Source organism: Actinoplanes awajinensis subsp. mycoplanecinus, assembly GCF_001509495.1.
GTDB lineage: Bacteria > Actinomycetota > Actinomycetes > Mycobacteriales > Micromonosporaceae > Actinoplanes > Actinoplanes palleronii.
Genome location: NZ_LLZH01000268.1, coordinates 133,246 through 145,320, shown reverse-complemented (window position 1 = coordinate 145,320; position 12,075 = coordinate 133,246). Strand labels below are relative to the sequence as shown.

Genomic DNA, 12,075 nt, shown 5'->3' with positions numbered 1-12,075 from the left:
CGGTGGGCGGGGTGCGTGGTGGTCAGGTCAGGGAGATGACGGTGGCTGCGGCGGTGGTGACCGCGTAGAGCCAGACGGCGGCTCTGATGGCGCGGTGGCGGCGGGGCTCGGGCCAGCCTCGCTGGTGCAGCAGGACGGCGAGCAAGGGGAGGACCAGGATGGCGTGCAGGGCCACGCCGTGCACCGGTTTCAGTGAGCCGGCGGTGGTGTAAGCCGCCTGGGGGCTCTCGGTGCGGAAAAGGATCGAGCCCTTCGCCACCATGGCGACGCCGGTGAACAAGGTGAGCAGGAGCAGGGACCAGCCCGCGCGCAGAGCCAGGACCAGGTCGGACGGGCCCCGGATGCGGCCACGGAGCGCTACCAGGGCGAAGGTGGTCAGGACCACCACCAGCACCGCGCCGCCGAAGGCCAGGGACATGGCGATCGCCCGGGAGGACGGGGTCTCGGTGTTGAAGTGCGAGGGGAGCCGCCGCCAGGCCTGCACGGTGATGCCGGCGACCTCGAGGACACAGTCGGCGGTGAAGACACCGAGCAGCCAGACGCGGGCCCGGGGGCTCATCACCAGATAGGAGGTCACCCAGGCGACGGTGATCAGGGTGAGGCCGAAGGAGAGGCCGAACGTCGTCGGTTTGCGCCAGGAGACCGGGCCCTCCCAGGGGCCGCCGTCGACCAGGAAGACGCCGAAGTGCAGCACGCCGGAGAGCATCAGCAGCGCGCCGACCAGGTGCGCGGTCCGCTCGACCGGGCGCAGGGCGCGGCCGGTGCGTGCGGCGGTGGCGAGGACCGTGGTCATGCCGACGATCCTGCCGCGCGCCGACAGGTTCCGTCGTCGGACCCAGGTCGTATTTCGAGTACGCCACCGGGAGTAGGCCGCGAGCAGGACCGGTGGCAGGTCCGGGAGAGCCGGGCGTAAGGCCGCGAGCAAGACCGATGACAGGATCGGGAAAGGCCGGCCGCAGAGGAATCACGGCGATAATCGGCTCGCGCGCCTCCCACCCCGTCCTAGATGATCGCGGCCATGAGTGCCAGGTTGCGAGCGATAGCCAACGAGACCGTGTCGATCGCCGAGCAGGGTCACTACGACGGCCCCGACGGACGTGTCGACATCGCCGACCAGGTCGCCCGCGCGGTCGCCGGCACCCGCCTGCACCTCCCCGGCGACGAGCTCGCCGCACCCGCCACCCCGCACCCGCGCCCGCCGACGATCGAGGTGACCGCGGAGTCCACCCTCTGGGCGGCCCGCCGGCTCGGCGGTAACCCGGCCTGCCTGAACTTCGCGTCGGCCCGCAACCCCGGCGGCGGCTTCCGCAACGGCGCGCAGGCGCAGGAGGAGAGCCTGGCCCGCGGCTCGGCGCTCTATCCGTGCCTGCTCGCGGCCGGCGACTTCTACGCCTACCACCGCGCGGACCCGTCCCTGCTCTACACCGACCGGGTCATCTACGCACCCGCCGTGCCGGTGTTCCGCGACGACAAGGGCCGGATGCTGCCCGCGGCGTACCCGGTCTCGTTCCTGGTCTCGGCCGCCCCGAACCGTTCCGCGATCGCCCGCAACCAGCCGGAGGCGGTCCCGGAGATCAAGGGTGCGCTGGAGCGCCGGGCCGCGCGGGTGTTGCGGGTCGCCGCCGCGCACGGTCACCGGGAGCTGATCCTCGGCGCCTGGGGCTGCGGCGTCTTCGGCAACGACCCGGCCGAGGTCGCCGAGGCGTTCGCCGGCGCACTGGCGATCAGCCCCTGGTTCGACCACGTCACCTTCGCGATCCTGGACCGCACCGGCACGATCCGGAAAGCCTTCGAGTCCGTCTTCCCCGCAGCCTGAGGGGCCCGGCACGCGAGGTCCGCGGCGCCGCCGACGCGCGGTGTGGTCCGGCTGGTGCTCACGGCAGTCTCAAGGCCTTCGGTACGACCGTGAGCACCAGCCGGTGGCCGGAACGTGCCGAGTTCTGCCGCAACCCCGCCGTGCGCCCATAAACTGGCGACGATGTCCGACGATTTCGGCGATCCGCTGGTCCGGTTCGGGCGCTGGGCTCTCGCCAAGGTCTGGGTGGGCTGCATCGTCTCCGGCGGGTACGCCCTGGGCCGGCACTACCACTGGCCGCAAATCTTCCTCACCGGCGCCGCCGTGCTCGGCGCGGTGCTGCTCGCCCTGGCCGGCTCGTTCCTGCCGGTGTGGACCCGGCAGCGCCCGAGCGGCATCCCGGTCGTCGACGTCGGCCTGCGGGTGATGGTCTGGTCCGGCCTGGTCGTCTCGGTGCTCGCCCTGCTGATCGGCCTGCCCGCGGTCGGCATGGTCGCCGCCGCGCTGCTGCTCACCATCGCCGGCCGTACGTTCCGGGACCCGTTCGCCCCGCTCCTGCGCCGCCTGCGGATCACCCCGCCGGTGGTGCACCACTCCGCCCGGGCGCCTCGCCATCCGGCACGCGCCCAACGCGCCCAGCCCGGCAGCCCGCACCGCCCACGCGCCCAGCCCGGCAGCCCGCACCGCCCGTCCGGGGCGAAAAACGGAAGCCCACCCATGAAGTAAACCTATGTTTACTTTGGCATGGCTGCCGCGTCGCTCCCCGGACCGCTCGGCGGCCTTCCCTGGAACCGTGAAGTCGCACCGCAAGGCCGTGGCCCGCGCCGGCGGCCACGCCACCGTCACGGTCACGAACCTGGGCGCCGCCGACCGCTGGTGGTTCGAGCTGGTCCCGGACCGCGGCGAGTCGCTCACCCTGGCCGACCGTTCGCTGCACCTGGCCTCGGCGCCGAACTTCCGGGACGCCGGCGGCTACCGCACCACGGACGGCCGCTGGGTCCGGATGGGTGTGCTTTTCCGGTCGAACTCCCTGGCCACCCTGACCGACGCGGACGTCGCGAAGCTCCAGCGCCTCGACATCACGACCGACATCGACTTCCGTACGCCCGCGGAGATCGCCGCCGGGCCGGACCGGTTGCCGGCCGGGGTCACCTACCTGAACGCGAACGTGATCGGCACCAGCGACGCGAGCGGCGGGCTCGGCGCGATCGACCTCACCACCGAGGCCGGCGGGGTGGCCATGATGGTCGCCGGTGAGAAGGCGTTCGTCTCCTCGGCGTCCGGCCGGGCGTCGTACACCACGCTGTTCAGCACGGTCGGGAACCCGCGCGCCGCGAACGTGCTCTACCACTGCACCGCGGGCAAGGACCGGACCGGCTGGGCCAGCGCCGCGCTGCTCACCGCGCTCGGCGTGCCGCGCGCGACGGTGCTGGACGACTACCTGCTCAGCAACACCTACAACGCGGCGTCCAACGAGGCGGCCCTGGCACAGGTCCCGGCCGTCATCCGCCCCGGCTACCAGGCCGTGCTCGACGTCCGCGCCGAATACCTGCAGTCCGGCTTCGACGAGGTCACCGCGACGTTCGGCACGTTCGACGGCTACCTGCGCGCCGGCCTCGGCCTGACCGGCCGGGATCTGCGGACGCTGCGCGCACAACTGTTGGCCGGCTGAAAACAAAGATCAAAAGAAGGACCCCTTTCCGGTACGACGGTGAAGGGGTCCTCCGCCGTGCCCGGGGAGTGCCCGGGAACCCTCGAGGCGGCGCGCTGAACCGTGGTCTCAGCAGTGTCGATCCGGTGCCGACCTTGTCTTGTGCAGGGGCGGCACCAGGTTCAGGGGTGAGACATGAAGCGGTTCTGGGCGGACCTCAGCGTCAACGTCAAGCTCATGGTGGCGATCTGCGTCGCCGCGCTCGGCCGGGTGCAGAACGGGGTCACCCAGTCCCGCCTCGACGTGGCGCTCGAAGCGATCTACGAGGACAAGACCAACAAGGCGACGTTCGAGAAGAACTTCCTCGCCGACCTGGCCGAGGTCGACACGGCCCTGGACGAGTACGCCGCGACCGGCCCGGCCGGCGCGGAGGCGACCGTGACGACCCTCCCGGAGACGTGGCAGAAGTACGCCGACGTCGGGCAGAACCAGCTGGTCCCGGCGGCCCGGGCCGGCGACGTCGCCGACCGGGCCGGCAGCGCAGGCACGGCCAGCGAGGAGGTGAACGCCGGGGTGCAGGCGATCGCGGCCGGCGCCGAGCAGATGAGCGCCTCGATCATCGAGATCGCCTCGAACGCCGCCGAGGCCGCCCGGGTCGCCCACGAGGGCATGGCCGTCGCCGAACGCACCAACAACCAGGTCGCCGAGCTGGGCGCGGCCAGTGCCGAGATCGGCGACGTGGTCAAGCAGACCGCGAAGGCCACCGAGGAGATCACCGCCCGGATCTCCGCGATCCAGAACTCGAGCACCTCGGCGGCGACCGCGATCGGGGAGATCACCGAGGTGATCCAGCGGATCGGCGACTACACCACCACGATCGCCTCGGCCGTCGAGGAGCAGACCGCGACCACCGGTGAGATGAGCCGGTCGGTGGCCGAGGCCGCTGCCAGCAGCGGCGAGGTCGTTCGTACGGTCAACAGCGTCACCGAGGTGGCCTCCGCGACGGCCGAGGGCGCCCGGACCACCCAGCTCGCCGCGGCCGACCTGACCCGGCTGGCCGGTGACCTCACCAACCTGGTCGGCGGTTTCCGGCACTGACTGTCGTACCGTTGTCCCGGAGGAGGCTCTTGTGAAGATCGAGGCATACGACCGTCTGGCCGAGCCGGGGCGTCTGACCGAGCTGGCGCGGTACGACCTTTTCGACCCGGCCCTGCGCGCCGAGCTGGACGTGGTGGCGATGCGCAGCGCCAAGCTCCTCGAGACGCCGGTCTCGCTGGTGTCGGTGCTGACCGCGGACCGTCAGCAGATCATCGGCTCCTACGGGCTGGTCGACTGGGTGGCCACGCCGCAGGGTGCCCCCGCGGAGTGGGCGGTGTGCAGCCGGACCGTGCTGAACGGGGAGCCGTACTGCGTGGCCGACTTCAGCGACGACCCGGTGCACGCGGCCAACCCGTTCCTGGCCAACACCGGGCTGCGCAGCTATCTGGGCGTGCCGCTGGCCACCCCGGACGGGTTGATGCTGGGCGCGCACTGCGTGGTGGACTCGCGGCGGCGCATCTACACCGACGTGGACATGGCGATCCTGAGCGACAGCGCCGACGAGGCGATGGAAGCGCTGGTGAAGTACCGGACCTAGGCCTGCCGGTGGTGATCCGGCTCAGGCTCGCCAGCGCCACTCGCTCTGGCGCGGGTGGTCGGGGAGCGCGGCGCGGCCGGTGGCCCAGAGCAGGGTGGGCCACGGTTCGTGGCCGGCCGGGGCGTCCGGGAAGATCCGGTGCAGCACCCGGCGGCACACGTCCGGGTCGGGTGACCAGGGGAACCGCAGCGTGCCGGCCAGGTCGTGCAGGTGGACCAGCACCTCGACGATGCCCATCGCGGCGAACCCGCCGGCGTCGGCCACCCCGAACGGGTGGAAGCCCCGCCGCTGCGCCGGGCTGAGCTGGACGACCGCGGCCAGCAGCCCGCCGGACGACTCGAGGACCTGCAGCAGGCCGGCCGGGCCCTCGGACCGATCGACGTAGACGGTGAGCGCGGGCGCGTCCGGGCGGGACCGCCGGTAGCCGAACGGGACGTACCGATCGGTGGGCGGCCGGTCGGCGGCGAGCTGGCCGGCGTAGGCGAACAGGTCGTCGGCGACGTGCTCCACCGTCTCCCAGCAGGACCAGGTGAGATCACCGGCCGGGACCTGCCAGTCCTGATCGGCGGCCGAGCGGAGCGCCTCGGCGGCCCGCGCGACCACGGCGCGCACGTCCTCGGCGGTCGGTGCGAGCGTGAGTGAATCCGTCATCGGGTGAACCTATCGAACAAATTGTCGTACCCCCCGCGCATCATCGCGGTATGGGAGAACCAGCCATGCCGATCCGTCGCCGCATCGAGCTCTCCGTCGCCGAGACTCGCCTGCGGTTCCAGCAGCTCGTCCGTCTCACCAACCTCACCGGGCAGGTCACCGTCGTGGTCGACGGCGGCCGCCCGATCGCCGCCATCGTCCCGGCCCGCGACGTCCTGGAGCCGCCGGCGCCGCCCGCGCCGGCCCCGGCGCCCCGGCCCGCCCCGGAGAGCAGCGCCGGCTGGCTCCGCCGGATAGAGAAGGTCCGTGAGGACGTCCGCCGGCAGCACGCCGGCCGGGTCCGCGAGCTGTCCCAGGCCCTGGATGAGGCCTGGCGCCTGCTCGACGAGATCCGCCCGCCGGGCACCGACCGCCAGGCGGACACCCTGCGTGGAGCCCATGGAGACCTGCGCCGCAACGGGTGATCAATTACCACTTCCCCTATCGGGGCGGAGGTAAGATCGGCCAATGGCGCGCCAGCTCGATCTGTTCGTCCCCGGGGTGGTGTTCCTCGACGTCATCTTCACCGGGCTGCGCGAGCTGCCCGAGCCGGGCACCGAGGTGCGGGCCTCCGGGATGGGGTCGTGCCCGGGCGGGGTGGCCAACCTCGCCGTCGCGGCCAGCCGGCTCGGCCTGCACACCGGGCTCGGCACCGCGCTGAGCACGGACGCCTACGGCGAATTCTGCCACCAGGTGCTCAGCCGGCAGGAGGGAATCGACCTCTCCGCCTCCCGCCGGGTGGACGGCTGGCACTCACCGGTCACCGTCTCGCTGGCGTACGACCGGGACCGCAGCATGATCACCCACGGGCATCCGCTGCCCACCGACGCGGACGGGCTGGTCAACGGGCTGCCGGCGGCGCGCGCGGCGGCGGTCAGCCTGGGCGGCGCGGGCACCGGCTGGGTGCCGCGGGCCGGGGCGAACGGCACGCTGATCTTCGCGGACGTCGGGTGGGACGAGACCGATCAGTGGTCGGTCGAGGCCCTGGAGGTGCTGCCCGACTGTCACGCGTTCCTGCCCAACGCGGTCGAGGCGATGCGCTACACCCGCACCGGCACCCCGGCCGAGGCCCTCGACAAGCTGGCCGGGCTGGTCCCGATCGTGGTGGTGACCGACGGCGCGGACGGCTCGCTCGCGATCGACTCGGCCACCGGCGAGGTGGCGACCGTCCCCGGCGTGCCGGTGGAGGCGCTCGACCCGACCGGCGCCGGCGACGTGTTCACCGCCGGGTTCATCACCGGGACGCTCGCCGGGTGGCCGCTCGCCGACCGGGTGGCGTTCGCCAACCTGGTCGCGGCGCTCAGCGTGCAGCACTTCGGCGGCTCGCTCTCCGCGCCCGGCTGGGGCGACATCGCCGACTGGTGGCAGGCCACCCTGGCCGCCGCGCAGCGGCGTCACCCGGAGTCCAATGAGGCCGCACTCGCCCGGCGGTACGCGTTCCTGCCGCAGGTGATCCCGCCCGGCAGCCGCACCGCGGTGCACCGCGCGACCGCCACCATCGCCCGGCTCTCCGACGCGCACGCCGAGCGATGAGCCGGCGTAACCGGGACACCGTCGCCGGCTACGCGTTCCTCGCTCCCAGCCTGCTCGGCGTGGGCGGTTTCCTGCTGCTCCCGGTCGTGGTGGTGCTCGGCATCAGCCTGTTCCGGTGGGACCTGGTCAGCCCGGCGCACTGGACCGCGCTGGACAACTACCGGTCGGTGCTCACCGACCCGGCGTTCGGCCGATCACTCGCGGTCACCGCGGGCTTCGTCCTGCTGGTCATCCCGGTGCAGACCGCGCTCGGTCTGGCCGCCGCCGTGCTGCTCGACCAGCGGTTGCCCGGGTCGGCCTGGTTCCGGGCGATCCTGGTGCTGCCGTGGATCAGCGCGCCGCTCGCGCTCGGCGTGGTCTGGCGCTGGCTGTTCGACCCGTCCGACGGCGCGGTCAACCAGCTGCTCGGGCACCGGGTCGAGTGGCTGACCAGCCCGGTCCTGGCGCTGCCGTCGGTCGCCGCGGTGACCGTCTGGACCAATGTCGGGTACGTGGCACTGTTCTTCCTGGCCGGGCTGGCCGGCATCCCGCCGCAGTACGCCGAGGCCGCCCGGATCGACGGCGCCGGTCCGTGGCAGGGCTTCCGCCGGATCACCTGGCCGCTGCTGCGCCCCACCACGTTCTTCGTCCTGGCCACCGGGGTGATCAGCAGTTTCCAGGTGTTCGACACGGTCTACGCGATGACGCAGGGCGGGCCGGCCGGGCGCACCGAGGTGGTGGCGTACGCGATCTATCGGGAGGCGTTCGTCGAGTTCCGGATGGGTCGCGCCGCGGCCATGTCGGTGCTGCTGTTCCTGGTGTTGATCACGGTGACGATCGCGCAGCAGTCGTACTTCCGCCGGCGCACGACGTACGAGATGGGGTGAACGATGCGCCGTGCCGTGGTCACCTATCTCGCGCTCGGGGTCGGCGCGGTGTTGATCCTCGCGCCGTACCTGCTGAGCGTCCAGACCTCGGTGAAGACGCCGCGGCAGTTCGCCCAGCAGCCGCCGCTGGCCCTGCCCGACCCGGTGACCGGGTCAAACTACGCCGAGCTGGTGGTCGGCGGGCACACCCTGATCCCGCCACTGGTGATCACCGTGCAGGTGGTGCTGGTGGTCGTTCTCGGACAGCTGACCTGCTCGGTGCTGGCCGCGTACGCGTTCGCGCGACTCGACTTCCCCGGCCGGGACGCGCTCTTCTGGGTCTACCTGGCCACCCTGATGGTGCCCGCCGTGGCGGTGCTGGTGCCGCGGTTCGTGCTGCTCAGCGAGGCCGGCCTGGTGAACACGTTCGCCGGGATCGTGCTGCCGTCGATGTTCGGCTCGCCGTACGCGATCTTCTTGCTCCGTCAGTTCTTCCGGGCCGTCCCGCAGGAACTGCTGGACGCGGCGCGGATCGACGGCGCCGGCCACCCCCGGGTGCTGCGGCACGTGATCCTGCCGCTGAGCCGTCCGATCCTGGCCACCTTGCTGATCATCACGGTGGTCACGCACTGGAACGACTTCCTCTGGCCGCTCGTGGTCACCAGCGGGGTGCGCTGGCAGGTGCTCACCGTCGCGGTCGCCGGCCTGCAGAGCCAGTACCAGGGCAACTGGACCCTGGTGATGGCCGCCACCACGCTCGCCACCATGCCGCTGCTCGTGCTCTTCGCGATCTTCCAGAAGCACATCGTCCGTTCGATCACCATCACCGGGATGAGGTGAGCACATGCGACGCGTCGCTCTGTTGATCCTTCTGTTGCTGGCCGGCTGTTCGGTGGCCGGCGGCGGGGACGAGGAGGGGAAGACCACCGTCACGTTCCGGCTCTGGGACGACCAGGTGGCCACGGCGTACCAGCAGTCGTTCGCGGCATTCGAGAAGGCGCACCCGGACATCAAGGTCACCGTGCAGCTGGTGCCGTGGGCCGACTACTGGACGAAGCTGCCCGCCGACATCGCGGCCGGCACCGCCGCCGACATCTTCTGGACCAACACCTCGAACTTCGGCCTCTACGCCGACAACAACCAGCTGCTGCCGGTCGACGTCGACAGCGGCTGGACACCGTCGGTCGTGGAGCTCTACACCCGCAACGGCAAGCTCTGGGGTGTGCCGCAGCTGTGGGACTCGATCGCGCTGTTCTACAACAAGGACCTGGTCAGCAACGCCGGCGTCGACCCCGCCACGCTCGCCTGGGACCCGGCCGCTCCCACCGACACGCTGCGCGCGGCCGCCCGGAAACTCACCGTCGACTCCGCCGGCAAGACCGTCGGCCAGGCCGGCTTCAACCCCGGGAAAATCCAGGTGTACGGACTGAACGCGGCGTTCGACCAGCAGGGGATCATGTGGGACTTCGTCGGGTCGAACGGTGGCACCTGGCAGTCCGGTGACACGTTCACCTTCGCCGACCAGCCGAAGACCGTGCAGGCCCTGCAGTACGTGGTCGACCTGATCAACAAAGAGCACGTGGCGCCGCCGGCCGCGGACACCAACACCAACGGCGACAAGACTCTCCAGCTGTTCACCCAGGGCAAGCTCGCGCTGTTCCAGTCCGGGCCGTACCAATTGAAAAGCGTGCAAGAGGGTGCCGGCTTCGCCTGGGGACTCGCGCCGATGCTGAAGGGGCCGGCCGGGCGGGTCGGCGTGGTGCACGGGGTGGCCGCCGTCGCGTCGGCGAAGACCGCGCACCCGGACGCCACCCGCGAGGTGCTGAACTGGATCGGCACGGCCGACGGGGTGAAGCCGATCGCCGAGGGCGGCTACGCGTTCCCCGGGGTGACGGCCGCGCAGCCGGCGTTCGTCGACTACTGGAAGAAGCAGGGCGTCGACCTGCAGCCGTTCCTCGACTCAGCGGCCGGGACGACGTTCCCGGCGCCGGTCGGGCCGCGGGTCGGCGCGGGCGGGACGGCGTACACGCCGATCCTGCAGCAGGTCTTCCTCGGCCAGGTCGGTGTCGCGGAAGGACTGCGCAAGGCACAGGACGCGGGCAACGAAGCGATGAAGGGCTGACATGCGGTTGACGATTCTCGGCGGGGGCGGCTTCCGGGTCCCCCTCGTCTACCAGGCGCTGCTCGCCGACCACCGGCACACCGGGATCACCGAGGTGGTGCTGCAGGACGTGGACCCCGGGCGCCTCGCCGGGATCGGGAGCGTCCTCGCGGCGCTGGCCCGGGACGTGCCGGACGCGCCGGCCGTGGTCACCACGACCGACCTCGACGAGGCGCTGACCGGGGCGGCGTTCGTGTTCTCCGCGGTGCGGGTCGGCGGGCTGCGCGGGCGGGTGGTCGACGAGCACGTGGCGCTGGCCGCGGGAGTGCTCGGGCAGGAGACCGTGGGTGCGGGCGGTATCGCGTACGGGCTGCGGTCCGTACCGGAATCGATCCGCATCGCCGCGCGGGTCGCCGCGGTCGCGCCGGACGCCTGGTTGATCAACTTCACGAACCCGGCCGGGCTGGTGACCGAGGCGATGTCCCGGATCCTCGGCGACCGGGTGATCGGGATCTGCGACTCACCGACCGGTCTGGTCGACCGCGTCCTGCGGACGCTCGGGGTCGCACCTGCCGAGGTACGGATCGACTACGCCGGCCTGAACCACCTCGGCTGGCTCTACGGCGTCCACGACGCCACCGGCCGTGACCTGCTGCCCGGCCTGCTCGCCGACCCGGGGCGGCTGGCGACGATCGAGGAGGGGCGGCTCTTCGGTGACCTGCGCGAGCTGGGCGCCGTCCCGAACGAGTACCTGCACTACTACTACGACCCGAAGGGCACCCTGGACGCGGTGCGCTCCGCCCCGCAGACCCGGGGCGCGTTCCTGCGCGAGCAGCAGGACCGGACCTACCACGAGATCGCCGCCGGGGAACCGCTGCAGGCCTGGCGGGACGCGTGGCGGGAGCGGGAGGCGACCTACATGGCCGAGAACCGGGAGCTGACCGGCGCGGGGGAGCGCGAGCACGACGAGAGCCGGCCGGCCGGGTATGAGGGGGTCGCGCTCGCGGTGATGCGCGCGCTGGCCCGGGACGAGCCGGCCGAGCTGATCCTCAACGTGCGCAATCGCGGGACCCTCGACGTGCTGGACGGTGACGCGGTGGTGGAGGTGCCGTGCCGGGTGGACGGGCGCGGGGCGGTGCCGTTGCCGGTCGGGCCGCTGCCGGGACATGCGGTGGAGCTGGTCCGCGCGGTCAAGGCCACCGACCGGCTGATCCTGGAGGCGGTCGGCAGCGGCTCCCGGGCGGCGGCGATCCAGGCGATGGTCACCCACCCGCTGGTCGGTGACCCGGCCATCGCGGAGCGGCTGGTCGACAGCTATCGGGCGGAGCTGCCTGAGCTGGCGTATCTCCGCTGACGCCCTCCGCCGTGCACGTTTTCGAGGGCCGGCCGGTCAGCGCAGGTGGGTGACCGCCGCGTAGAGCTGGCTGGCCAGCACGATGCTCACGGCGGCTCGCGCGGCGGCGCCGGGCAGGCCCGCGTCCAGCAGCGGCGCGGCGGCGAACCACACCGCTGCGGTAGCCAGGACCGCCGCGGCAACGGCGGTCCGGCACCGGTGGTCCAGGCTGTTGTAGAGCGCGACGACGGACCAGATCACCACAGTCGCGTCCAGGAACGCACCGACCGGGCGTCCGAGCAACTGGATCAGAGTGCACGCCGCCAGCGCCAGCCCCGCTCCGATGGCAGCCCGGCGCAGGGTGACCCACCCGGAAACGGCGCCCGGCGCCGTGGCGACATCGGAGACCACGCGGAGCATTCTGAGGCCTGCGGATGACACCGGTGTGTCCACTGGTTGAACAGCTGTCTCGAATATCGGCCGGATCGGGC

General features: G+C 72.1%; 14 protein-coding genes. 11 read left to right on the top strand and 3 right to left on the bottom strand.

Going from position 1 to position 12,075, the window contains the following annotated elements:
- Window positions 1-22: 22 nt before the first annotated feature.
- Complete coding sequence (locus ADL15_RS26125) at window positions 23-793, bottom strand: hypothetical protein (protein WP_067696530.1); 771 nt, start codon at window positions 791-793, stop codon at window positions 23-25.
- 225 nt (window positions 794-1,018) lie between these two features.
- On the opposite strand from ADL15_RS26125, the gene ADL15_RS26120 reads away from it, so the two are divergent.
- The 5 genes from ADL15_RS26120 (at window position 1,019) to ADL15_RS26100 (ending at window position 5,082) form a co-directional block, all read left to right on the top strand.
- Entirely contained in the window at window positions 1,019-1,816 is a 798-nt protein-coding gene (locus tag ADL15_RS26120) for a TIGR02452 family protein (RefSeq protein WP_067696578.1), read from the top strand.
- Window positions 1,817-1,978: 162 nt separating this feature from the next.
- The gene (locus ADL15_RS26115) at window positions 1,979-2,521 is read left to right on the top strand and encodes a hypothetical protein (protein WP_067696527.1); all 543 of its coding nucleotides are present in this window, start codon (window positions 1,979-1,981) and stop codon (window positions 2,519-2,521) included.
- A 67-nt stretch (window positions 2,522-2,588) separates the two neighbouring features.
- Complete coding sequence (locus tag ADL15_RS26110; RefSeq protein WP_232344335.1) at window positions 2,589-3,467, top strand: tyrosine-protein phosphatase; 879 nt, start codon at window positions 2,589-2,591, stop codon at window positions 3,465-3,467.
- Window positions 3,468-3,641: 174 nt separating this feature from the next.
- Window positions 3,642-4,544 carry a methyl-accepting chemotaxis protein gene (locus tag ADL15_RS26105; protein ID WP_067696524.1) on the top strand — a complete coding sequence of 301 codons (903 nt, stop codon included), beginning with the start codon at window positions 3,642-3,644 and terminating at the stop codon, window positions 4,542-4,544.
- Window positions 4,545-4,575: 31 nt separating this feature from the next.
- Window positions 4,576-5,082, top strand: a complete 507-nt coding sequence (locus tag ADL15_RS26100) for a GAF domain-containing protein (RefSeq protein ID WP_067696521.1) — start codon at window positions 4,576-4,578, stop codon at window positions 5,080-5,082.
- A 21-nt stretch (window positions 5,083-5,103) separates the two neighbouring features.
- On the opposite strand, the gene ADL15_RS26095 is transcribed toward ADL15_RS26100, so the two are convergent.
- Window positions 5,104-5,733: a DinB family protein gene (locus ADL15_RS26095; protein WP_067696518.1), complete on the bottom strand. Its 630-nt coding sequence runs from the start codon at window positions 5,731-5,733 to the stop codon at window positions 5,104-5,106.
- Window positions 5,734-5,783: 50 nt separating this feature from the next.
- On the opposite strand from ADL15_RS26095, the gene ADL15_RS26090 reads away from it, so the two are divergent.
- The 6 genes from ADL15_RS26090 to ADL15_RS26065 are packed head-to-tail and all read left to right on the top strand — an operon-like array spanning window position 5,784 to window position 11,605.
- Window positions 5,784-6,197: a hypothetical protein gene (locus ADL15_RS26090; protein WP_067696515.1), complete on the top strand. Its 414-nt coding sequence runs from the start codon at window positions 5,784-5,786 to the stop codon at window positions 6,195-6,197.
- Window positions 6,198-6,240: 43 nt separating this feature from the next.
- Window positions 6,241-7,305 carry a PfkB family carbohydrate kinase gene (locus ADL15_RS26085; RefSeq protein ID WP_067696512.1) on the top strand — a complete coding sequence of 355 codons (1,065 nt, stop codon included), beginning with the start codon at window positions 6,241-6,243 and terminating at the stop codon, window positions 7,303-7,305.
- Window positions 7,302-8,171: a carbohydrate ABC transporter permease gene (locus ADL15_RS26080; protein ID WP_067696509.1), complete on the top strand. Its 870-nt coding sequence runs from the start codon at window positions 7,302-7,304 to the stop codon at window positions 8,169-8,171. The genes ADL15_RS26085 and ADL15_RS26080 overlap by 4 nt, the downstream gene beginning before the upstream one ends.
- A gap of 3 nt (window positions 8,172-8,174) precedes the next feature.
- Entirely contained in the window at window positions 8,175-8,990 is an 816-nt protein-coding gene (locus tag ADL15_RS26075) for a carbohydrate ABC transporter permease (RefSeq protein ID WP_067696506.1), read from the top strand.
- 4 nt (window positions 8,991-8,994) lie between these two features.
- Window positions 8,995-10,272 (top strand): ABC transporter substrate-binding protein, encoded by a 1,278-nt coding sequence (locus ADL15_RS26070; RefSeq protein WP_067696503.1) that lies wholly within the window; start codon window positions 8,995-8,997, stop codon window positions 10,270-10,272.
- Between the two features lies 1 nt (window position 10,273).
- The gene (locus ADL15_RS26065; RefSeq protein WP_067696500.1) at window positions 10,274-11,605 is read left to right on the top strand and encodes a family 4 glycosyl hydrolase; all 1,332 of its coding nucleotides are present in this window, start codon (window positions 10,274-10,276) and stop codon (window positions 11,603-11,605) included.
- Window positions 11,606-11,641: 36 nt separating this feature from the next.
- On the opposite strand, the gene ADL15_RS26060 is transcribed toward ADL15_RS26065, so the two are convergent.
- A complete protein-coding gene (locus ADL15_RS26060) occupies window positions 11,642-11,995 on the bottom strand; it encodes a hypothetical protein (protein WP_157441605.1) in 354 nt (117 codons plus the stop codon).
- Window positions 11,996-12,075: the final 80 nt, after the last annotated feature.